At 45.5% G+C, this 25,152-nt stretch carries 9 protein-coding genes; 1 reads left to right on the top strand and 8 read right to left on the bottom strand.

Annotated elements, in window-relative coordinates:
* Positions 1-122: 122 nt before the first annotated feature.
* The 5 genes from RTR76_RS17305 to RTR76_RS17285 form a co-directional block, all read right to left on the bottom strand.
* Positions 123-1,451, bottom strand: coding sequence for a sugar ABC transporter substrate-binding protein (locus RTR76_RS17305; protein WP_312523074.1), 1,329 nt, complete (start codon positions 1,449-1,451; stop codon positions 123-125).
* A gap of 33 nt (positions 1,452-1,484) precedes the next feature.
* Complete coding sequence (locus RTR76_RS17300; protein ID WP_312523072.1) at positions 1,485-2,321, bottom strand: carbohydrate ABC transporter permease; 837 nt, start codon at positions 2,319-2,321, stop codon at positions 1,485-1,487.
* Positions 2,318-3,280 (bottom strand): sugar ABC transporter permease, encoded by a 963-nt coding sequence (locus RTR76_RS17295; RefSeq protein WP_312523070.1) that lies wholly within the window; start codon positions 3,278-3,280, stop codon positions 2,318-2,320. The genes RTR76_RS17300 and RTR76_RS17295 overlap by 4 nt, the downstream gene beginning before the upstream one ends.
* 212 nt (positions 3,281-3,492) lie before the next feature.
* On the bottom strand, positions 3,493-5,088 hold the full coding sequence (locus RTR76_RS17290; protein WP_312523068.1) for a response regulator: 1,596 nt from the start codon (positions 5,086-5,088) through the stop codon (positions 3,493-3,495).
* A gap of 19 nt (positions 5,089-5,107) precedes the next feature.
* Positions 5,108-6,910 (bottom strand): sensor histidine kinase, encoded by a 1,803-nt coding sequence (locus RTR76_RS17285; RefSeq protein ID WP_312523066.1) that lies wholly within the window; start codon positions 6,908-6,910, stop codon positions 5,108-5,110.
* A 246-nt stretch (positions 6,911-7,156) separates the two neighbouring features.
* Here RTR76_RS17285 and pelA point away from each other — a divergent pair, with 246 nt between their 5' ends.
* Positions 7,157-8,710: a pectate lyase gene (gene pelA / locus RTR76_RS17280; RefSeq protein WP_312523064.1), complete on the top strand. Its 1,554-nt coding sequence runs from the start codon at positions 7,157-7,159 to the stop codon at positions 8,708-8,710.
* A gap of 167 nt (positions 8,711-8,877) precedes the next feature.
* Here pelA and RTR76_RS17275 read toward each other — a convergent pair whose 3' ends face one another.
* The 3 genes from RTR76_RS17275 to RTR76_RS17265 all read right to left on the bottom strand — a co-directional run bounded on the left by RTR76_RS17275 (position 8,878) and on the right by RTR76_RS17265 (position 25,056).
* The gene (locus tag RTR76_RS17275; protein WP_312523062.1) at positions 8,878-10,308 is read right to left on the bottom strand and encodes a putative porin; all 1,431 of its coding nucleotides are present in this window, start codon (positions 10,306-10,308) and stop codon (positions 8,878-8,880) included.
* A gap of 304 nt (positions 10,309-10,612) precedes the next feature.
* On the bottom strand, positions 10,613-12,157 hold the full coding sequence (locus tag RTR76_RS17270) for a ShlB/FhaC/HecB family hemolysin secretion/activation protein (RefSeq protein WP_312523060.1): 1,545 nt from the start codon (positions 12,155-12,157) through the stop codon (positions 10,613-10,615).
* Positions 12,158-12,237: 80 nt separating this feature from the next.
* Positions 12,238-25,056: a hypothetical protein gene (locus tag RTR76_RS17265; protein ID WP_312523058.1), complete on the bottom strand. Its 12,819-nt coding sequence runs from the start codon at positions 25,054-25,056 to the stop codon at positions 12,238-12,240.
* Positions 25,057-25,152: the final 96 nt, after the last annotated feature.

Below are 25,152 nucleotides of genomic sequence, written 5' to 3'. Positions count from 1 at the left end.
ATAGCTGCTCCTCCCTTGTTCCGAATGCAAAATCTTCTTGAAGTAGTGCATGACTATAGCCGTGACGCCAGGAGATATTTCCTAGCGCCACAACCGTAATCATCACTAAAGAGATTTAGGTTTTATTTCTTTCCGGCTACCATTTTGTCATATTTATCTCTGGATTTATTAACAGCATTTGCCCAATCATTTAAGAATTCTTCTACCGTTTTCTTGCCGGTCATGACACCCTGAATGCCGGGATCCACAACTTGGTCAAGAATGGAGCGATAGTCCGGCAAATACATGGGGGGATCATAGAATTTAAGATTTGAATCAGACAGGACTTTTAAAGCCATTTGCATATGCGGTAATTCTTTCGCCCATGGCTCTTTCAGAGAATCCAGATGAGTCGGTATTTGCCCTATTTTTTGATTCCAATAGCTTTGGCTTTCCTGGGAACACAGGAAGCTTACAAAGGTCCAGGCTGCCTCTGGGTTTTTGGTGGTTTTGTAGATGCCGTAACCAAGCGTATTGCCGGATTCCTGAATAAAGCGGCCATCCGCAGTTTTTGGCAGAATTAGCGGGGCGTATTGGCCCGGTTTCAGCGCTTTACTATGTTCAGAATAAGAACCGATATTATGCTGGACTAAAGCTACTGCGCCAGTGTCAAAACCGGCTACCATTTCTTTATAACCATTCGTTACGTCGCTGATCGGGGTATATGTTTTATAAAGACCAAGATATTTCTTTAAGAATTCTACATGTTTAGGGTCATTGATCGTGGTTTTCTCATTAGCGTCAAAATAGTTCAGTCCAGAATAAGCATACATCATTCTTTGTAACTGGAAGGATCCGCCATTGCCGCCGCGGATTGAAAAGCCATAATGGTTTTTATCTTTATCCGTCATTTTTTCTACAGCGACGAAGAACTCATCCCAGGTTTCAGGAGCTTTTACACTGGCTTCGTTGTACCAATCGGCTCTGTACCACAAGCATTCCAGGTTCATCGTATTAGGAATTTGATACAATTTCTTATCTAATGTCATATTACGGTTAGACTGGATGATACCAGGATTAATTTTATCTTTATCAGCCCATTTTTCATAGAAAGAATCGAGCGGCAATAAGGCGCCTCGGGCGCTAAAATCAGCTAACCAGCTAGTTTGTATTCCGGAAACATCAGGCATATCATTGGCCGCAATGGCAGCATCCATTTTTTGCTTAGCCCCGCTTTTAGGGAGACCGACATATTCTACATGAATAGCAGGGTATTTTTCCTCAAACTTTTTAATTAGCTCTTGATAATAAGGAGTCCGGTCAGGGCCGGCATTTTCGTCCCAAAATACGATAGTCACCTTTTCCCCGGCTTTATTTTGCCCGCCACCGGTTGTACTTTGCCCGCAGCCGGTCAATACAAGGGATAAAAGCAAGCCCGCAACCAAAAACATTTTGGCGATTTTGCTAAACATACATGCATCACTCCTATTTATTCTAGTGAAGGATTATCCCTTCACCGCACCACCTAAGCCGTTTACTAAATAACGTTGTACATAAGCGAACATAGCAATAGCCGGGATTAAGGCAATTACGCTGCCGGCAGCTAAAGCGCCGTAATTAATGTTAAACTCACCCATCATATAACTTAACCCAATGGAAAGTGTAAAGTTGGCATGCTTATTCATGAACATAAAGGCAAACAGGAACTCATTCCAGGCATAAATGAAAGTAAATACGCCGGTAGCTACAATACCTGGAAGCAGCAGCGGTAAAACCACATGGTAAATCGCCTGCAGGCGGCTGCAGCCATCGACCATGGCCGCCTCTTCTAGTTGTTTGGGCACACTTGTAATAAAACCGTTCATGAGAATAGAATTAAAAGGGATTTGAAAAGTTGTGTAAACCAGAATAAGTGACAAGGGATTACTGATCAGTCCAAGATTCTTAAAGATGATAAATAGCGGAATAATCAGCATGGCGCCTGGAACAAACTGCGTACATAATAAAAGCAGCATGAATACGCGTTTGCCCTTGAAACGATATCGGCTCAGCGAATATCCCACTAAAGTAGCACAAGTCACAACGGAAAGTACTGTACAAAGAGCTAAGAATAAGCTGTTTTTAAAAAACTTAGAAAAGCCTACGTTATTCCATGCGTTGATAAAATTATCAATTGTAAGATGGTTGGGTATGTACGCCAAAGGGGTTTGCAGGATATCCCCCTCCGGCTTTAATGCCGTATTCATTGTCCAGTAAAACGGAAATAAAATGAATACCATCGTCATTAACAGCGGCAAATACAATGTGAATAAACGTTCAGATGTTCTCGGATTAAGACTCATCCTTCGGCACCTCTTTCCATGCGGCTTAATTTCAGGTAAGTCATTGCAAAAATCAGTAAAATGACAAACGATACTACTGTAATTGCTGAACCATAACCAAAATTATTTTCCCGGATAGCCAGTTCAGCTACATACATAGTAAGTGTTGTTGTGTGATGGGCCGGGCCCCCGCCGGTAAGGTTAAAAATCAAGTCAACATTGTTATATTCCCATACGCACCGCAACAAGGTTGTCAATACCAGCGTATTTTTCAGTTGTGGTAAAGTGATATGGAAAAATGTTTTTACTCTTCCTGCACCGTCTACCCGGGCCGCTTCATATAATTCTTCCGGAATTCCCTGTAAAGCCGAAAGCAATGTTATTGCAAAAAAAGGAATCCCCCTCCACAATTCGGCCACAACCACTGCCGAGAAAACAGTATCTAAATCGGCTACCCAGGCGTATCTTTGGGAAATTAAATTCAGCTTCATAAATAAATCGTTAACAACCCCCATATGCTCGTTGTACATCAACGACCACATAACCGATGTCAAGACGCCGGAGATGGCCCATGGGGTAAAGGCCATGGCCCGCAAAAATGTTCTTCCTTTAAATTTCTGATTTAAGGTAAGTGCAATACTAAGCCCAAAAATCACCTGCAGCGATACTTGGGAAACTACCCATTTGAAAGAATTTATTAGACTAGGTAAAAACTGGGGATCCTCAAACAATATTGTCTTAAAGTTATCCAATCCTGCAAAGCCATTATAAAAGGGAGTATTCGCATTATAATTTTGTAAACTGTAATAAAAAACATTAGCCAAGGGATAAAACCAAAAGCTTGCAATAAGTAAAATTGCAGGTGCGATGAAAAAATAAGGGAACAACTTTTCAATATCTATTTTTTTCTGTTCTGTAGTTCGTTTTTGCGGTGTGTGACCCAATTGTTTATGGGCCTTTCGCTGCAACGGCAATTGCACATTATCACCTTCGTTTCAGTTCTTACTTATATTTTAGAAAAAAAACTTCTTTCCGGGAATTTGATTTATTAAGATAAATATTTGATATATTTAGAATATTTATCTTGTGATTAATTTCTTCAGGACGTTGGTATAAAGCTAACTCGGCATGCGCTCAGAAAAAAAAGACACGGCATAGGATAATCCATCCTAAAAGCCGTACCACTACTTGCTCAGGCTTTATTCCGGTATTCGACCGGCGATATTCCTGTGTACTTTTTAAAACAGACACTAAAATATTCCGGGTTACTATACCCAACTCGATCCGCTACCTCATATGCCTTCATACCACCTAAACGAAGTAATTGCATCGCTTTTTTCATTCGCGTTTCCAAAATAAACTCAGAAAAAGTGATGTTTTTTTCCTGTTTAAACAAGGTACTCATATACACAGGGTTCATATGCACATGCTTGGCTACTTCCTGCAGGCTGAGGCCGTTTTGAGCAAAGTTAGCTTCGATATAGCATACTGCCTCACTCACCGCAGGACAACGCTGGTTTTCGCGTTGCTGAGCAACAAAATCAGCCAAATCGTTTACCAATTCCAAAACTACATTCATAATATCTGCAATGGTTTGCATGCCGTTAATCCGATTATAGTAACGGTCAATCTCTTCGTGCTGTCGCGTCTGCCACTCTTTTGCCCATTCTTGCGCATTACTGTAGAGAGAAAGCACACATTGCACAGCAATAAAGCGAGCTTTGTTCAATGTTACCTGCTGAGTGCAGGCCATTTCTACTTCTAGTTTTTTCACCAACTCTACCGCTTCGTGAGAAAACCCCAGCCTCACTGTTCCAATGAGTTCAGATACAATCCCTTCAAATGAAAGACTTTCCGTACTAGACAAAATTTTAATATCGGCAGCGGAAATAACCTTATCTTTGCCGATCACATGGCGAAATTCCAGTGCATGCCTTGCTTCTTCATACGACTCTGCAATCGATGCGATCCCCTGAAAAAATCTGCCATATGCAACGGACACTGTCCTGCCTAACCGCTGCTTGGCGAGACTTCGCACCCATTCTGCCACCTCTCGGGCCACATCGCCTGTTTCTCCCAACCTACCTGAGGTTGCATACAGAATCATCAGCTCGTCCTGTTCCAAGTCAACTGTACATCCCAATCCGCTCTGATCCACAACTTCACAACAAATCTTTAATAAATCTTGTTTTACCCATTCGTTTACGACAGCTTCCCTATCACCAGTAATTTGATAATAGTCATCTATTTTTATAACCAGTACGGCAAAAGCCTCAGCATCCAAAGGAATGCCTAATGATATCCCCTCCTGGCGCAACTGTTCCGGAGCTTGGGCTTGCTTCAGCAGTTTTTTTAATAACTGCTGACGAAAGAATGGCATTCCTGCATTCATTCTATCCTTGATATTTTTTTGCATTTCCCACTCTATGGAAGCTTTTTTGACTTTATTCAACAGTACCTCTTTATCTACCGGTTTCAGTAGGTAATCAAAAGCCCGTAACTCAATAGCCTCTTTGGCGTAGGTAAAGTCATCATACCCAGTTAAAAGAATAATTTTCATTTCCGGATACTTTTCTTTCGCAAGCCTAGCCATTTCCAAACCATCCATAAATGGCATTCTAATATCCGATACTACCACCTGAGGACAAAACTCTTCAATCATTTTTAGCCCCTGTTCACCGTCAGCGGCCTCACCTACCAGCCTAAAACCATTGTCTTCCCACGCTATGGTATTGGCCAAACCTTTACGAATGATGCGGTCGTCATCTACAATAGCAACCTTATACATTCTCCTCATTGCCCCTTTTCTATAATGGAATGATAACTTCTACACAAGTTCCCAGATTATGTTGGCTTTCAATTTTCAGTCCGGCTTTTTTACCGTAATGAAGCCTTAATCTCTCATGCGTGCTGCGCACACCAAGTCCTACCGGCTGCTGCGCTGTACCCTTGCCTTCCAGGCTTAGGCGTACTTCTTCCAACCGTTCTTTGCTCATCCCCAAACCATTATCCCTTATTTCAAAACATATAAAATCAGTTGTTTTGTAGCCTCTTACCACTATCCGTCCACTGCCTCGTTTTTGTTTTACGCCATGATAAATGGCATTTTCAATCAGCGGCTGGAGAGTTAGTTTGATGATTCGATAGGATAAAACAGCCTCGTCTATCTCAATCTCATAAGCGAAATCATCACCGTAGCGCATTTCCTGAATAAACAAATAGTTACGTATATGGGCAATCTCTTCCTCGACACTAATAATTTCTTGTCCTCTACTAATGCTGATCCGGAAGTAATTCGATAGGGCAGTCACCATAGCACTGGCTTCTTCATTCAACCGCATGTCACACAACCCTTTTATGGAATACAAAGTATTGTACAGAAAATGAGGGTGAATTTGTGTTTGCATAACAGAAAACTCCAATTGCCGTTTGTTTTCTTGTTCTTTCTCAATTTGTTCCAACAGATTTTTAACCCGCCCAACTAAATCTTCAAGCCCTTGATTCAACACACCAACTTCGCTTAACGGATGCGTTTGCGGAGTAAAATTGAGATTTCCACCCTGAATTCGTTTCATACTCTTGGTTAAAAGAGAAAGCGGTTTGGCAATATAACTGGCTAAAGCATTAGCGAGAAACACAGCTACAAATATCAGTAGAATAATAATTGAGAGCGTAATAAGTTGAATATAGTCCAGCCTGGCAAGTACGTCCTTTTGGGGAAACACCGCCGCTAGCTTCCAGTTACTCGTAGGCAATGTATCATAAATAACGACCATCTTTTCGCCGTTTTGTTCTTGATATTCCAGTTGGCCTTCTTTCTCGAGTGTAGTTTGTAAATGCTGTAAAATATCGGCAGTAAGCTCGTATTTCTTATCGATTTTTTTAAAAGCCATCGCTTCTTCCGGGCTAATGAGCAGTAAATACCCATTTTCACTTGGCTCTGAACTATTCAGCACTTTGGCAAAAAACTCATACTTCAGATTAAATGCAATAATCCCACTGGTTCGGGCATTATTTTTACCAAACAGTTTGAACATACTGATAATTTGCTTGCCACCGTCCTGTGTATCTCTCCCAGATCTGCTTTTAATGGTTATATGACGCCAATAAATATCATATGGATGTCCTTGATAAAGCTGCCGATAATGTTCATAGGAAAACCTAGGGCGAATACTCTGATCAGCGCTGCGGAATAGAAGAAGTTTTCCGTTATAAAAGTCTACATAAATAGATTCAATTAAAGAACTATAAAAGGACTCTATCCTCTCAATTTGATAGTGAACCTGCAAATAATCCTCTGGTATCACGTTATCAGCATCCTTGGCAGCAACAGTTAAAATCGCCGGATGATTCGACAAAGCAACTAATTGTTCAAAAGCATCTGCCATCCGGTTGTCCAAATAATTTCCGGTTTGATTTACCGTATTTTTTATATTTCGGTAAGCATTATCTGTTATCTGAGCCGCTGCTAACAGATAAGAGGCGATTCCTATTATTAAAATAAAGACAATAATAATAGGAATGTACAGGCTGAGAATGGTAGACTTAAACGAAAATAGCATATGTTCTTTAAATTTTTGTTTAAGCCATTTGATCCTTTTATTGATCAATATCCAATACCTCATTATTACACCATTTTCCAAAATATTCTATATATGTTTTATTATAGCATAACAGGAATTGACTGGCTGAAGAAAAATTGCCTTGTTTTCTCATGAAAATCAGAATTTTCCCTAAGCCGATTTTGTTTCCTAAAATATAAAAGAATAACCTTAATATCTTTAATTACGAAGAATTGGAATGTTTTTTACAATAGAATGAGAAAGAAATACAATCAAATAAGGGAGCTGATCAAAATGTACAAGCAACACCGATTTTGGCTTGTTGTCCTGGCAGTCACTTGTTTCCTGCTGGCAGCGGCGCCGCTACCCTCTCAGGCAGCTAAAGAACAGCCTGCAAAGGTCCAACAGGTAATTACCATCATTATGGGTGACCCGAACTTTGCTGTTAATGGCGCTTACCACGACTTGGAGGATGGTTTGCTGACAAGACCGGTTATGGAAAAAGACATTTTTCTCTCGCCACTGGAGGATATTATTGGAACCGTCGGTGGAACATATAGCTGGTCAAAGGCCACGCAAAAGGTAACCATCGAACTAAATGGCAATACGGTCGAACTTACTGTCAATCAAACTAAAGCTAAAGTAAACGGCAAAGATACCATCTGCGATATAGCTCCACAAGTAAAGGACGGCAGCCTCTTCTTACCGGCCCGCTTTGTAATGGAGAAGCTTGGCTTCACTGTTACATGGGAGCCGAAAAGAACCAGACTAGTCATGGAAGGCAGCGTTCCGGTCAAAAAGGATAATGCACCTCTGGCAAAAGGTGGTCCCGTTACCATAGCGACCATGCTTAACCAGCCAAATGAATGGTACAGCAGCGTCGAAGCACAAAAAGTTGCCGACAACATCCTGGGCTATCAAAATCCGGACGGTGGCTGGATTAAGTTACAGCCTGACGTAAATATAACCCAGCCGGTTCTTGGTGTAGGCGATTTAAACGCAGGTAAAAGAAAATCAACCATTGACAATGATTCTACGAATATGCAAATCCGCTTACTTGGTAAGCTGTATACTACAACTAAAGCTGAAAAATATCTGAATGGTTTTAACAAAGGCTTAGACTACCTCTTAAACGGTCAATATGACAATGGCGGCTGGAGTCAGTTCTTTCCCGAAGGTGCAGGTTATCAGCGAAATATCACCATCAATGACAATGCTATGGCTAATGTCCTCGATCTCTTACGCGATGTACTTAATAAAGATGACGGTCTTGCCTTTGTTGACGCACTAAGAATAAACCGTTGTCAAACCGCATATCAAAAGGGTATTGATATGTTACTCAAAACCCAAATTGTTGTGAACGGCAAGAAAACAGCCTGGTGCCAGCAATACGATCAAAATACCTTGGAGCCCACTACTGGCCGTGCCTACGAACTCCCCTCCCTCAGCAGCCAGGAAAGTGCTAAAGTGGTTCGGTTTCTAATGAGTCTTGACAATCCCAATTCAGAAATTATTGATGCTATTCAGTCAGCGGTATCCTGGCTGGATTCAACAAAACTCAGCGGGATTAAGGTCATTACCCAGAAAGACCCAACCCTGGAATTTGGCAGTGACAGAATTGTAGTAAAAGATCCGAAGGCATCGCCTATCTGGGCACGGTTCTATGATATCGAAACAAACAAACCTCTTTTCTCAAGCCGTGACAGCCAGAAACGTACTGAGTTTTGGCAAGTATCTTATGAAAGAAGAAACAAATACAATTGGTATGTGACCGAACCGTTGGAGCTTTTAGGCAAAGATTATCCTGTTTGGCAGAAAAAGTGGGCCCTCGAGAATGTACTCAAATAAATAAACGTACTAGTAAAGACACCTGAATTTCTTCATTAGATTCAGGTGTCTTTTCTTCGTTGATTAATTTGCCGATACCTTTCCCATGGAAAAACCTCCTGTCATAGTTACCCTACGACAGGAGTCCTTTTTCCTTAACGTCCGGTTTTGAGAATACAGCCAATTCTTTAGAAGAATACTTCCATCTGGGCATATGACATGCGCTTATTGTCCGAACCGGCAATATCATTGCCATTTACAGGTTTACCATCAATGTAGAAAAGCTCAAATTTGGTATTTTTGATAAAGGTGTAATCAAAGCCAACTTCTACGCCTTTAATATTATTCATACGGGCTTTACTGGCATTATCATGACGGAAACCGGTAGTCATGTCACCACGGTCAAAACCATCTTCGGCGTATCGGTAACCAACCCAGGAAGCCCAGCTGCCCACCTTATTTTTGTCCGCCTTGCCGTAATCCAGTTTTATTTCATAGCCTTTAGGTTCGTTATTGGTAACTACTTTATCACTAATAGTATTGCCTATAGTTCCTCTAATTTTGGCAGCTCTGTTTTTAGCGTATTCGGCACTTAGTGCCAGATTGTCCCAGCCGGTATATTTAAAACCAATGCCTATTGTGTCATAACTGGCACCTGTGATCCCTCTGTCTTGGACCGGATTCTTTAACCATTGAGCAGCCATAGTGAATTCCGGGGAGAAAGCGTATTTCAGCTGAGACAATTTATACCAGGTATTTTTCTGACTGTATGCAGTAATTGCTTTAGTAGAAAGCTCGTCATTAGTAACTTTCCCATCGCTATTTTTATCATCCCAAGTAGTCGTATAAGTAGTCGTAGTATTAGTACCGCCATGCTTCATCGCATATAAGTCTAACGTTAATTTATTGCCAATCGTAACGCCCCCGCCCTCCCAGTTATCTTTATCCCAGCCGGTATAGGCATTAAAGGTTTTGAAATTGCCGCGGCCAGCAAGCACATGCATACCGGCAACATCACCCTCTATATAAGCGCGGGCCAGATTATTCGGGTTGTCACTGCCGCTGCCGCCGAATTTAGCGGCTGCCGATTCATAACGAGCCGCCACTTTCCAGTTGTCATCCAAAGCTGCCGCCATATTCAAGCGATACCGCACCTGACCGTTTTCCTTTTTATCAGAATTTGCATCGGTAAAACCAAGCACACCGTCAGCGGCAGAATCATAGCGAATGCGCAATTCGCCACCAATTGTCATTTTACCAAGGGAGTTCACTTTCTTTTCCAAATTACCCATTCGAACTCCCAGATTTTTGAGTTCGGAAGCATATTCTGCCTTAAGTTTATCAATCAAAGCCTTGTTGGCGTTATCGGCTTTATCGACGTTACTCATAGCTTTAGCAACCAACGAGGCCATTTCATAACGGGTAATTGCTTTATCCCCACGGAAATCACCATCTCCATAGCCATCAACAAGACCTGCTTTTACTAATTGAGTCACCGCAGGATATGCCCAATGATTTGACTTGACTGTTTCAAAAGGATTTTCCGAGGCAGCTAGTGCAGTGCCAGCTACAGTTGTTCCGAACATTACTGCAAGCGCCAGAGTTAAACTTTTTTTCATTTTATCTCCCCCTATTTTCTATATTGAGGAGCATTAGAATAGATTGAGTTGCCCTGTTTCCTCAACTCTTCTATTTTGCTCCAATCAACCAAGATAAGATGGTGTACCCATTGTTACTGCAACTTTTACTGTAACTTTATTGTAAATTAACGCTTATATTTGCAGAATTAAAAATATTAAGATAATTGTTTGTTTTTTTCATAAGCTGATTAAAATGGCTATGTTTTCTAAAAAAAAATCACCCTACCAACATTTTTGTTGCAGGGTGATTAAAGTAATGCATTGATTGACCATTGTAATAATTTTATAAGACAAATTGTACGGAAGCATGAATATGGATAGACCTGTCTTCGCCGCTAAGAGGGGCAGCAATGTAAACTTTACCTGATGTTTTAGGAGAAAAAGCAACGTTGGCACCTACCCCGATACCTGTCAAGTACGTATTGCCGCTTTCCCAGTTACCCGCGTAAGGGTAGACTCCGCCATGGTCGATAAAAGCATTCCCTTTTATTTTTGGTGAAGCAGTTGGAAAACTAAGTTCTGCACTTACAAGATAGCCCCTATTTCCACTGGTAAACCCTTCATCATATCCCCTGACCGTACCAGAGCCTCCAAGCGAGAATTGTTCTGATGACGGCAGTGGACGATCATTCGTTGGTGTCCACTGTCCATTAAAACGAAGGGTAAGCAGCCTATCCTTTTTGATTGCTCGTTGCTCAACTACATAGAAGTTGTACTTAGTGAAAGACTGGCCACCTTCGACAAATCCTCTCGTTACATCCTGTCTATTATATAGCACTTTGGTTTCTTTGTTGTATTGCGTTGCTGCACCGACAACAAGTGTTTTCAGCTTAGTCTCAAGTAAGGATTCCCCTGAGAAGGAGGTAGCAGATTTCTTTTGGTGTCCCTCCGCAATCAGTTCCAGTTTAAAGTCAGGACGCACAATCTTTGGATGGTTGAGAATCAAGCCAATGTCGGAGGAATCGCCTTGAATATCCAGATTTTGGAGCGGTCCGGAAATCATCGTCACTTGATTGGAATCATAAGTCAGGCTGAGCCTCGTACCTTTGGTATCGATAGCCTGACTATAGACGAAAGCACCTGCCGTCGTGCCGTGGGAATTCAGTCCAGTAAGCGCGAGCTTGTCCCTATTTCCCGTGAGACTGTTATGGATATAGGTTAGTCCGACACGATAAAGACCAATTGTGTCACGACCACTATTGTCAGTAAATAAAATAGTCTGTGTAACTTCCGGTTCAGCAATGCGGAAGATGCAGTCTGTAGTGGCCGGCAGCTCACCAGCTCTGAGTTCCACTTGGAGACGCACGTCATTCGTCTGATTGAAGCGATAAATCACCTCGTTCAAAGCGTCTAGTCTGACAAACTCCCCGCTTTGCAGCTTAATACGATCCTTAATGTATGCTTCACTTGTGGTTTTATTGCCTTCCACGATAATCTTGCCAATGCGGCCTTCGACTAAATCAATTTTTAAAATACCGTCTGTTATTCTTTGCGGCTGTAAGATTGCTTTTGATGTAACAAATTGTTTTTTTGTATAAAGGCTGTTAATTTCTTGTACGGCCTGAGATAACTCGCTGATGGATACAGACCGTCCTTCATATTTGACAGTAATGGCTTTAAGTTCGTCTGGTGTCAGAATGTCCGATCGGTTTGTGACGATAGTCTGAATATAAACACTCTCGGGAGCTTCTTGCTTTGTCTCTTCTTGAAGCACATTATGCTTGGCTTCTGCATCATCCGGTAAGATAGCTTCTTCAGCATGGCCGACTGTAGTGCTTAAGCACAGCAGGAAGGCGAGCAGCGCTTTTGTACGTTGTCTTTTATCCATTTGTATTCTGCCTTTCACTCCGTATTTTCAGCCTACACCAGTAATGCACATTCTGGTGCAGGCTGATTGGTTGGTTGAGATTATTCTGTGTCGCGTTTGTCTTCCGTGCGTTCGCCTTCCAGTATGTCTGGCTGAGCTGTTATCTCTTTATCAATCGTAGAAGTCTCTTCCGGCATCCCGGTAATATCTACATTTACCACACTGTCTTTATGGAAGATGATATTGGAATTGGTACTAACCGAATGGGATTCGGGGTAAATCGTCGGGGTCCCCCGTTTGGCGATATTCTCCAGCGGGTTATTGCTCCGCGCTACTGCCGGTCCTTGGATAAAGCGGTTGGAAAGTTTTTCAGATACACGAATAAAGCTGTTTTCCGTATCAAATGCATTCACGATGAAATCATTATCATAATTTACGATAAATGCATTCGTAGACATCTTATTATCTTTCCCCATTAGCAGATAGAACGGCTTATGCTGCGGATAAATCTGCAATGATGCATCACCAAACAGCTTCTTATGAAGGTTGTCGGCGATGACTGTCGCATGGCTGTTATTGAAATCAGCTCTGCTGCCCACCGTCGTATTGTAGAAGCTAAGTTCATCGGTTTGTCCATTGATGCGGATTTTATCGCCTGTAAGTTTATCGAAAACAATACCTGTATCGGATTGAAGATTCATGGAGATCGTATCCGCCATTTCGTTATCCTGCCCTGTGGCAGTGATGTGAAGCGGGTTCTCTCCGGTGTGACTCAAGTTGTTGATAGTGATGGTATCAGCAGTAAACACTGCACTGTTTTTAATGCTTGCATCGGTTACTTCAATTGACCCGCTCTGACTTGTTACGTCCAGAGAGTCGGCAATCGTCTTTCCTGTCATCTGAATTGCCCCCGAATTGGTGAGGACGGTGCCACCATTACCCTGGGTAATTCCGAGGACATTAAGGGTATCGGCTGTATTAACGAGTACAATATCACCGGTTTCATTAGCTGCGGTAAATTCCTGAATGGTATTATCTCCCGTCAAGAGCTGTTCACTGGCGCTCTTCGTAATCAGCTTATCGGCGATAATACCGCCGCCAATTCCCTTGTGCATAATACTTCCGGCATCGGCTTGGAGAGAAACAATATTGCCTGCAGTTATCGACGTATAGTTTATATCACCGGTAGGGCGGGATAAGTAAATATTATTTTTTGCTTGCGCCTTTACTGTTCCCGTCGTACCAATCGTCAAGGCCTTCTCCGCGGTGCCAATATTGCGCCCTGCATTAAGTTCGAGATTCGTGCCGCCGGTAATCGCCACGGGATCAGTCGATACATTGAGAATGTCCCTGTTGGCACTTAATTTAATATTTCCTGGCGAAGAGAGGTGCCCAATTTTCAGATCTTCCCAGCTGGCAAGGCTAATGGAAGATTCATAATCAACATTGACAATATCGTCACTGCTGACAAATACCGGGGTAGCTTGCTTAATAACAAGCTTGTCCCCTTCAATATGGAAGTCTTCTGGCAGTTGATCAGCAACGGTCAGAACTTTCGCTTTTTCCTCCGGTGTTAACGGAATCTCAGTAATTGTCTGTGACGGCATTCCGTTGCCTGTATTGGTTCCGCTGAAAGTCACTTTCTTGCCTTCGCCTGCATCAATATTGGGAGCGTATACTGCCGGGGTATTATTGAATTCGTACTTCGGTGTCCAGTCCGCACCCTCAATGAGTTCCTGATAGGTTCTTCCACCTGTTGACGCTGTTGGGGCTGCTGCCCGTAAAGAACTTCTCCCAGTGGTGGGTGTACCGGTAATGACAAAGGTATAGTTTTCATTATACTGTTTAAATTCCGTTCGCTCTGCCCACTTACTGCCCATGGCATCGGTGAATACATTGGTCACATCTTTGTAATAGCTGCCGGCATAGGCCCGCACTTGAGCATCGGTCGGATTATCGATACCAAGATTTGCTGCCGCCCGGTCTTTGAAATCGGTTATCGCATCGCTGTTAAGCACAAAGCTGCCATTAACAACTTTTCCGTGCTGCAGGAGCTGCCAGTATTCGCGGTAGTTGCGCTCGACGTTATACTGGTATGGCTTAACAGTATCTTGTACTGCATCAAATTCGGCTAATCTATCCTGATTGACTTCCGCTTGCTCAGCATCAACCATGCCGTGCGGAACTGCACTGACAATTTGGCCGTTGTTGGCGGTTACATGAATATTGCCTTCCTCGGACTTAATTTCATCAATTCGCATGTCGCCATTTGTCTGCTGCAAACTAATATCTCCACGGGCATGAGCATTGATCGTTCCGTTGGTTACCTTACCGTTACTATCGCTAGTAGATACTGCCTCGAAAGTGAAGTTGTTTTCTTCACTGCCTATCGCACCGGTAAGACTGACCAGATCTACATTGGCACCCTTTACCGCCGGAGTGGCAGCTGCGTTAGCGCTCAGTTTAACACTATGAAGATCGCCGGCAGCAGTTAATACAATATCACCTGCACCATGAGCTTTAGCAATCGTAAGGCTTGTTTGCGGAGCATCAATATAGATGCTGCCCTTACCGCTTACGGCAGTAAGGCTGCCTTTTAAATCAACTGCCAGAGCTTGCGCCGACGAACCAATGTTGTTATCAGCACTAATATTCAGGTTGTTCGTTACCACTGCTGCGTCCGCAGTCTGACTAATGCCCATATTTTTGCCTGTAGCTGTCAGGCTGACATCACCGACAACGTTCTTCACCTGGCCGTCGATAACAATTCCTGCAGCCGAGTCGATATTAACCGAGCTGGTAGTCTTAATTGTTCCGTCACCGCTATGGAATTGAATTTTAAACGGATTATCCGCTTTTACACTGCTTACGGCGGTGAGTTTGGCTTCGGTCGGTACTACAACCGTCCAATCACCTGAGTCCGGCATACCAAGCAGCCAGTCTCCATCACGGAAATGGAATGTTTTTGTTTGCATACTGTTGCCAAATTTATTGGTATCGACGTCTATCGTCTGCGTGTAGTAAGGATCACTTGCACTTCCCATAACAATGCCTGACGTATACGTCCATGGGTCATTCGCACCATTTCCTGCTGGTATAGACCACTTCCATTCCGTTGGCTGTGCGGCCTCCGTTAAATAATAGGCAGAACTATCCCACGTCCTTGATAATTCGGCAGTTTGTGTCCACTGGTACCGTTGGTTGGCTACAGGGTTATACCATTGAGCTCCGTTACCTGATGTAAAGTATTTCAGGGTTGCTCCTGTGTAATCACTGGCACCGGTAGTTGATTCATAAATTGAGACCCCGCCTTGCTTCATATCATACACATACCAGGTAGTAAGCGCATTGCCGGAAGGCTGCAGCTTGGCAGTATCAGCGATTTTGACCTGAGCAATATTATTGCTGCTGGTATCGATATTTCGTATCGCAAGGGCCTTACTGCTCTTATTTACTACATCAACATCACCGTAACCGGTCATAACCTCAATATTCCCCAGCGTATTGGTGCTCAAGATATGTCCGCGTAATGATACGTAGCCGTTGGTCACATTCATATCATCTACCTGGATCTGGTTCGTACTAAAGTTATAGGTCATGGTCGGATTTCTGTCGCCGCTGTCTATAACAGACCAGTACGCTTTTGGTATCTCCACTTCACCGGTAACACCGAGAGCTGTTTGCTGAGCAATCCAGCCATCAAGATTTTCGTTTATTTTGACTGAAAAATCTCTAGCCATTCCTGATTTGATCGTTCCGTTAACGTCTATATACTTGGCGTTAATGGCAATTGATCCACCGGCGATTGTCGCTTTATTTCCGATCTGGGACTTGACAGCAGACTCATCGTACCCTGCCGTTTTGGTAAGATAGCTGTTAAGATTGCCTTGATAGCTCGGAGTAAGGGTCGTACCGTAGAAGCCATGCCCATAGAACACTACAGTTGACAGAACACCACCTGGCTCTTCCCAGTCAGCGGGTTTATTGGGGAATTGACCTACGGCATAGGTGATACCGCCGGATACGGATGCCCAGAAATCATGACCAGGTTTGTCAATGTGCTTCTCACGCTGCTTGTCAAGAGAATCAGCAAGGAAATAGCTCCAGGTGAAATCAGTAAATTCACCTTCACCATTTTCAACAATTTTAGGATTTGATTTTACCCAGTTATTAAATTCGTCTTTGTAGTAGACATTCGTTATTAAATCAATGGCTTTCTTCTCCGTGCCTGGCAGTATGTTCAGGTAGTTTAAAAATCCTTCCGGCGCGCCGCCGGCAAAGTAGAATCCAGGATTATTCACAACAAAGGTACTGTTAGGAACTTCAATTCCGATAGCTTTTGCCCGAACATCACTGAACTGTGCAACTGCGCCGGATTGGTTAAAGATATTGACGTCACCACGCAAATTGGTGACATTACCTGTCAGGAAGATAGCCGGTCCGTTCGACGATGTGTCATAGGTATTTCGGATATTGATTTCCGGTGTGCCATTTTTACCAATTTCTTGTACGGTTAACGCGCCTTTACCGGCTGAACCGGTGAAGGAGACTGCTCCGCCGGGATCTTGATTCGCTATCGTCAGACCATTCACTTGCAGATATTTATTGCTGGCATTGGTAATGTTAATCTTGGGTGCTCCGTAGGCCGTAACAGTGCCTGTGCCATTGATGGCATCGGCTGCAAGCGTGACATTACCGCCTGCCGTCATAATTGGATCAACTTTGATCATATCAACATCTTTATTGGCAATAGCTGATTTTAGAATTTCAAATGTATCAATTTGGGCCTGAATGTCTTCCTTTTCTGCTGCTGTCGTTGCTGATGCCAGGGCTTGCTTGAGAGTATTAATTTGATTAGCCAGATCGTTTGCAGGGTTATAGGTAGCCTCCTGTCCTGAGATGTCCTGCTTTTTCATTTTCTCTAAAACAGCAATCCGCGAGACTAATTCCAGCTTTTCGATGCTTGTAGGCGCTTTATCGAATGCAAGTTTTAGCTTATCAATTTGCTGCTCAAGAGAATTCACCAGATTCGCCTGGTCTTTAGTCTGGCCAAACGTAATATTTCCGTTCCGGTCGATATTCACCGTCTTTTCATTTTCAATACCGGCTTTCACTACGCCATTCTGATTGAGTGTCCCGGTGCTTACGGTCTTCGTCTTGCCATCTGATTCGCTTTTACTTATCCCTAAGAAGGCAAGCGCATCGAGGTAAGGATTATGCCCGGTACCAGATGCTTTAACGAGGATACCGCCGTCTTCTGCGGCAAGTTTTACGTCCTGAAGACCTGATATGGCTGCTCCATTCGCTATATTTAGGTTGTTACTGTTTTTGAGTTCGGCATAAGCGCTGTGGGTAGTATGCAAAGGCAGTGCCGTATAGTTATATACATCGGTAACGGCGATTACGGACATGTTGCTGTCGCCGCTTCTGCCTGCCCCGGCAGCAATATTGATGTTGCCATAGCCAAGCAAATAGGCATTTTTATTGATGTTCACTTCTTGTGTCGAGTCAAGTACGGAATTGGTGCTGCCGCCTGCAAAACCGACACCGCCGTAGGTTTTTACTAATGCCGTGTTTACAATCCGGTTATTACCATAGGTTGTGATATCAATTCCGCCGATACTGACGATTTTGGCGTTAGCACCCACTGTCACATCTGCATCAAGGTTCGCAGTAGTATTGGACTCAGCAAATGGCTTCTGCGCTACACCACCGGTTGTGAGCACTACTTCATCGGAAGTAGTAATCTCATTGGCTGCCTCTAGCGTAACTACCGGCTGGTCATACCACGGCATGCCAAGAGCCGCTAAGCTGGCATTCTCACCAATCGTAACTGAACTGTCTTGGGCAATACTGCTGTTGCTTTCAACTGATGAACCGTTAAAGACACCACCGGCTCCGCCTTTTGCATTGTCGCCGATGTAGTCCTGCTGAACTTTGTTGACACTGGCAATATCGATTCCGGTCTTGCCAGTAGTCACAATAACTGTGTTATCTGCAACTTTTGCTTCTACGGCTGTGTCAACATCATTATGAGCAAAAGCTCCGCTAAAGCCAACTGCTGCTGCATTCATACTGTCTGACTTGCTATTAAATTTAGTCAGATGCTCGGCCTTCATCTTTAGATTGGTTGCCGCTATTGCATTTCCCGTGGCTCCTTTACCAATCTGGGCAAGGGTACGGTTATATGCATGTGTTCCTGCATCAGCAGCCGCTCCGGCAGCCAGACCGCCGCTGCCTGCAGTCGCTTCTGCATAGTTATCGTCCGTACCGTCGGCATGAATTTTTACATCACCGCCGGTGAAGTTGACATCGCCAATGATGGCGGTTGTACTGGTATTTGAGGTGGCGTCGGCATTATTGGAGCCAGCGGCAATCAGACCGCCCACAATACCTGATACATCGGCAGATTGCCTCGTGTCGTTTACAGCCTCTACGGTTACTCCTTGGCCGGCATAGATCCGGGTACCGGTTTCTATTGAGGCGTTGACATCGGAATTGGTTTTGGCGCTGCTGTCTGTCGCCTTGATACCGATCAGACCGCCGCCTGCAGCAACTGAATCGGATTTGGCAGTATATTCACCGGCAGGAACTTCATGGGTCGCTGCAACAGTGACGTTGCCGGCGGAGAGAAGCACGCTGCTGTTCACTTGTGCATTAATAGTCGAATCGACATTAGCTTTCGCAACAGAAGCACCAACAGCGAGAGCGCCTACATCATAGCCTGACGCTTTTGCATCGGCTTTTTCCTTGCCCAGTGCCGTCACGGCAATATTGCCGGTATTGACTACTTGATTTCCAGTCCCCAGAACAGCATTGACTTTATTATCTACATTTGCGGTGGCAACAGAACCAGAACCTGCGCCAATACCTGCCGCACCGGCTAAGGTGTATGCTGTTGCATCGCTGTCGCCTGAGGCGGATATTTGAATAGCTCCTACATATTTACCCGTCTCTCCTATTTGAACATTGTTACCTGTATATGCTGACGTAGTACTATCAACATCGGATACGGCTACTGCGGCACCGGCACCGACAAGGCCTACGCCAACACCGACCGCCCTTGCTTCCATGCCGCTGTCTACGCTTACTGCCGTAATGCCAATCGAATTCGCACTCTTAATTTGGCTATTGTCTCCAATGAAGGCTGTCGTATTTCCCGTATCGTTCACAAGAGCAACTGATGCGCCTAGTCCGCCGAGGTATCCGGCTGCACCGCCTTCAGCAGCTGCGTGAGCATTATCCTCGTCGGTTGCCCTGACAGTGATATCGCCGGTTGCATCAATAGCAGCCCCACTGCCGATAAAGGCTGTCGTATTACCATTCAAATTCGTAATACTTACAGAAGCACCAAGCGCTACACCGCCGATCGAGGCATTGATCGCCTTGCTGTCAGTGGTTGTACTCGCATCAGCCCCAACAGTAAGGTGATTCACTGTGAGCTGGCCGTTTTCACCAATATAGGCTGTTGTATTCGTATCGTCATTGACGTAGTTAGCGGCTGCCCCCAGTGCGTTGAGCAACCCGCCTGCAGACGCATAGGCGTCACTTTCCAGGTTGTGTTTTGTACCGGCCTTAACCGCTACTGTACCACCGCTGGAAAGGATTACATTTTTGCCAATGTGCGCATCGGTGTTCGCATCAAGCGTGAGCACCCCAACTGCGCCACCGACACCGTGGGTTACCCCTAAGGCTCCGCCCCCGTTCATGACACGATAGTCAACCATATCTTTAGCGTTTATGGTAACGTCTTTACCTGCACTGATCGTCGCATTGTCGCCGATAAAGGCACTGGTACCTCCCGGTACAGTTGTAGCCTCTACATTTTTTGTAACGGAGAAATCTTTGGTTTGATTCGCTAAAGCAGTGCTTACGCCGCTTGCATTCGAATCACTGTATCCCTGGAAAAGGGTGGAAACATGATTTTTCTTGAGTTGTTCGTCAGCATAACCTTGCGCATTGCCCCCATTATTGCTGTTCAGGCTGTTCTTCGCATCGGCACTTAAACCTGAACCAATAGAGTAAACCGACACACCGCCGGCAACTCCGACAACGCCTGTGGAAGCACTGACTGCAAAGCTGTCAATTTCTTTCGTAGCTAAGGCGTTTACAGCGATAGAATCAGCCGCCTTAACATTTGCGCCATTGCCAATATAGGCAGTGGTATTGTTGCTGATGACACCTACATCAACACCGCCGGATACACCCACTAAACCACCGGCGACCGAACCACCGACAGAGAAAATTTCCAGATCGTTAACAGCGGACACATTTACGGACTGGTCACTGCCAACATTGGCTTGGTCGGTATTAACGTTCGCACTTTCAGCAATATGGGCATCCGTATGGGATGTAACCGTATTGACGGAAACCGCACCGGCTACGCCTGCATAGAGACCGGCAGCTCCACTGGCGACAACATCAACAAGTTCTTCACTGCTATCCGCTTGAACGGCTACCCCCTGGAAGCTGTCATCGGTTGTTCTGCTGCCATTAGCTTGGTCTTTGTAAACCGTCAGATCACTAGTGCCATTTGCTTTCCCGTCTACAGTTGCCCCTTGGGCGATATAAGCAGTGGTATCTTTGTTAATCACGGTAACCTGGAGCGAACCGCCGACACCTGCTGCGCCAAACCCAAGACCTGCGCTGCCGGAAATAGCTGCACTGGATGTTTTGTCACTGGCTGCAACCAGAACATTATTATCGGCGCTGACTTTTGCCGCCTGGTCAATGTAGGCTGAGGTATCACTGTTCATGATAGTTACATCGAAAGCTCCGGCTACGCCAACCATACCACCGCCTGCAGCAGCTGCAACAACAGTCAGCATATTTTCTTCCGCTTTCGCGGTTACTTTTACATCTTCTGCGGCTTTGACTTCGGTGCTCTTACCGATATGTGCATCGGTATGCAGTGTGGTAACAGCCACTTGAGCACCTGGTCCTACACCGACAGTGCCCCCGGCTGCAACCGAACCGGCAATCCCAAGATGATAGTAGTCCGTCCCTGCAGCAACCATCACACTTTGATCTGCTCCGGCCTGCGCATTGTCATTGTTAATCTTGGTATTATCACCGATAAAGGCTTGCGTTTCATTGTCAATAATGGTAACCGCACCGGATCCGGCAATGCCGGCCGTACCGCCGCCTGCACCGGCCGCAACAGAAGCTTTGATATCATTTTTCGAGGTGGCTGTAACGGCGATACCTTTTATTGCAGTTGTTTCCGCTGTGGTAGTACGGATTTTAGTTAAGAGGTTAAGGTCATCTAGCTGACTCCAATACTGATCGTCTTCTTCTACGCCAGGCATAATGACTTTGCCATCCTGTACATCTTTGGTAAGCGGATTGTGAAAGCTTTCCTGGTACTCGCCTGTTTCCGCATTCATTGCTGCCTGGTTACCAAGAGCCGTTACACTGGCGTTATTGGCAATGTACGCTTTCGTATCTTTGTTAATGACCGCCGCACCGGCAGACGCACCGACACCTGCCGTGCCGCCAAAGGCGCCTGAACCTCCGATCAAGTTGGCTTCCGTATCATCTTTCGCCGCGACTTTGACATTGCCGTCAGCTTTCACGTCTGCCATAGTACCTATAAAGGCTGCCGTTGCGTTGTTGATGGTATAAACAGAGGCCGCACCGGCTATCCCTGCTGTTCCTCCACCGGCACCACTGGCAGCGATAGAACGAACCTCCTCACTGGCAATCGCTTCTACGGAAACGCTGTTACCGGCATTTACTTTAGTATCATGACCGATGAACGCTGTTGTGTCTTTATTAATTACACCAATATCTGCACCTGCGCCAATGCCTGCAGTACCACCTACAGCTCCCGCACCGCCTGTACCTACAACACTGGTGTGATCCTCTGCTTTGACATTAACACTTTGGGCAGCATTTGAGCCTAATGCATCAGCCTGGTTTATGTTTACGTTATGGTCAATATACGCTTTGGTGTCAGTATTGAGAACGGTTGTTGCACCGGAAGCCGCTACCCCGGCTGTTCCCCCGGCACCTGCACCGGCAGCTCTTGTCGTCGCTGTCTCACTGGCATCTGCTTCGACAGAGGTCGTTCCGTCTGCGTTGATGTGACTGCCTGTCGCAATATGAGCATCCGTTTGGGTGGAAATGATATTGACAGCTACCGCGGCAGCACCGCCTACCTTGCCGCCAGCTCCTACGGTGATGGCCTCGGCATTGCTTATTACATGGTTATCGGACGTCACTGCAAGATCGCCGCTGGCATCAAGGGTTACATTGTTACCAATTGCCGCATTTACGTTATGATCAGCAGCCACGACTCCGATAGCTGCACCAACACCTACTTTTCCTGCCACAGCTACACTCCAGGCCTTGGCAGCCAATACGCTTGTGTTGGCCGCTGTTACGGCAGTACTTCCTGCATCCTTAATGAAAACATCCTGACTGACAGCCGCCTTCGTATTGACCTCTGAATCGGTTACGGCCAAGGCACCGGCAACACCAATGCTTTTGGCACCGGCGCCTGCTACGGCTTCTGCATTAGCATTCTGCACCGAAACCGCGCTTACCGTCAGATCACCGGCCTTTTCAATGATAACACCGTCGCCAATTGTTGCAGTGGTTTCGCTGCGGTTGATGGTCATTGCCACACCTACACCAATACCGGTTGCCGTCAACGGATCAACAGCCTCGCCGCTGCCAACCGCTTTAACGTCAGATTTGTTTTCTGCAGCTACAGTAAGAGCACCATTGGCGCTAATGTTTCGCCCGTCTGTAATCACAGCCTCTACATCATCATTGGTATAAACCGTGCCTAATGCAGCTGCTACCTTAACTTTTCCGCCGCCAGGAGTTCCTTTTTGCGAGCTTTGGTTGTCCTGAAGCGTTTTAGCACTGGCATTAGACGGATTCACATCTTCCTTATTCAAGGCCCCTTTGGCACTGGCCGTAGATGAAGCACTATAGCTTCGATCTGCTTTTGCGATTAGTTCAAGTCCACCGCCCGACGTTACTTCACCATCAATCACAGCTGCTACCAAAGGAACTGACGCTCCGCTATTACTTAGAATGACTGCTGCCGATGCACCGACACCAACTTTTTCCGATTTGGTATCACCTGCAGCGATTGCCTCATTTTTACCGCTGGTTTGTGCGCTAATGCTGGTATCGTCATGAGTTGTAACCATGGCATTTTGTGCGATGGTTGCTTGTGTTGTCTGATTTAATTCGGTCATCGCTACTACGGCATCGATGGCAATACCGCCTGCTGCACCAGCATTTGCTTTGGTGAGAGTATCACTGGCAGATACAGCGTGAATTGAAAGCTTACCGGCATCAAGGACTTGTGCATTTTGAGCAATCGTTGCAATAGTGCTCTCATCAACCAGGTTGAGAGCTACAGAAGCACCGACACCCAGTTTGCTGCCGCCGGTTGTCCCACCACCTTCAGTCGGCACGGCTCTGGCACTGTGGCTGGTAAGAGTTTCAGCAAAAATTGCGATATCGCCCTCATGGGCATTTACTTTTGCGCCTGTTTTAATTTGCGCTTCAGCTGTATTATCGACACTGTTCAAGGCAAATGAGCCAGCGATGCCCACTTTACCTGCCCCAGCGCCAGACATCGCTTCCGCACTGAATAAACTGGTCTTATCATCAAGGGCTTCAGCCCGTACTTCGGCCCCTTTTACATGATGTTCCGCAATACCGATAGTTGCGCTGCTTGAAGCGTCTACCGTGTTGATTGCAACAGCTGCACCGATGCCAACCGAAGCTGTTCCGACAGCCGCACCATCGGCCTTAGCACTGTCGTCAGCAAAGTGCGCTGCTGCCACCGTGAGTTTACCGCCTGCATTGATGGTCCGGCCATCCATGGTGTAGGCTTCGGCTTTTGTATCCGCTACGTTTACACCTACTGCCGCGGCAACCGCCAGTTTCCCTTCACTAGTGGATGCCGAGCCGGCCTTCTTTTTCTCTCCGTCTGTTTTGCCTTGCTGGCTTTGACCAAAGCTGGTCTGTTCTTCTATGGATTTATCAACCCCGCCTTGTTCCTGTGAATCGGCTGGTGTTGCTTTGCTGCCGGTATCAGCTTTACCGCCTGCGGCGCTTGCTGTTGCATCTGCCGCCGCACTTCCGCTTGCTTTAGCATCAAAGGTGACGTTGCCGCCTGCGTTAATATTACGCGCAGTCATAGCATTCGCTGCGTCATTAATTACGTTTACTGCTATGGCAAGACCTACCGCAGCTTTACCACCGTCAGCCGCTCCTTTAGCTATTGTGATGGTGTCGCCGGTATTGCTGGCGGAAACGTTAATATCACCTGTTACCTTTAACAGATTGCCATTTCCGATTTCATTAATGCTTGCCGTAGCGATATTGTCCACTACCGACAGACCCACAACAGGCGTTATAGCGATACCTCCGGCAGCTCCGGCTTCAGCTGTGGTTCGTATCACATGGTTGCCCAGAGCTTTGAGTGTAACATCATCAGCTCCAGTGATATCTCCATTAAGTTCGGCTATTGCTTTGTTCGTTTCTATGTTCATAGCAATAGACGCACCTAAACCTAAGCTGCCGCCTGTTCCCCCTTTTCCTTGCGGAGTGGCACTGGCCTTACTGGTTGTTCTGTTTTCTGCTTCAATGGTTACGGAACCGGTATTCACGGCATCTTGATGGACATCGATTGTTGCTCCGTCTTTAATTTCTGCCGTAGCATTGCTGGTTACGCTATTTAGGGCAAATGAACCCGCTAACCCTACTTTGCCACCGGCTGCACCAGAAACTGCTTCTGCTATGAAATCGCTGCTTTGGGCAATGTCGCCTTCTTTATGAGCAATTGCTTGTACTTCTACGCTACCTGCTTCATGGTGGGCTGCTCCGATGCTCGCGCTGGTAGTAGCCGTTACCGTATTGATGGCAACGCCTGCTCCGATTCCGATGGCCACCGTTCCCGTTACCGGCTTGCCGTCTTTATCTTTTCCAATATTGCCGCCTGCTGAACCGTCTCCCTTGGCTTTGGCATCCGTTTCGTTGGCTGCCGT

This window comes from Anaerospora sp., from assembly GCF_032013335.1.
In the GTDB taxonomy this organism is placed as follows: Bacteria; Bacillota; Negativicutes; order Sporomusales; family DSM-15969; genus Anaerospora.
The sequence above is the reverse complement of the archived record's forward strand: the minus strand, read 5'-3'. Positions and strand labels throughout refer to the sequence as shown.

Bases quoted from the DNA above. Each gene is read 5' to 3' on its own strand.
- RTR76_RS17305 (WP_312523074.1), bottom strand. From the start codon at position 1,451: ATGTTTAGCAAAATCGCCAAAATGTTTTTGGTTGCGGGCTTGCTTTTA.
- pelA (WP_312523064.1), top strand. From the start codon at position 7,157: ATGTACAAGCAACACCGATTTTGGCTTGTTGTCCTGGCAGTCACTTGT.
- RTR76_RS17270 (WP_312523060.1), bottom strand. From the start codon at position 12,157: ATGGATAAAAGACAACGTACAAAAGCGCTGCTCGCCTTCCTGCTGTGC.
- RTR76_RS17290 (WP_312523068.1), bottom strand. From the start codon at position 5,088: ATGTATAAGGTTGCTATTGTAGATGACGACCGCATCATTCGTAAAGGT.
- RTR76_RS17300 (WP_312523072.1), bottom strand. From the start codon at position 2,321: ATGAGTCTTAATCCGAGAACATCTGAACGTTTATTCACATTGTATTTG.
- RTR76_RS17275 (WP_312523062.1), bottom strand. From the start codon at position 10,308: ATGAAAAAAAGTTTAACTCTGGCGCTTGCAGTAATGTTCGGAACAACT.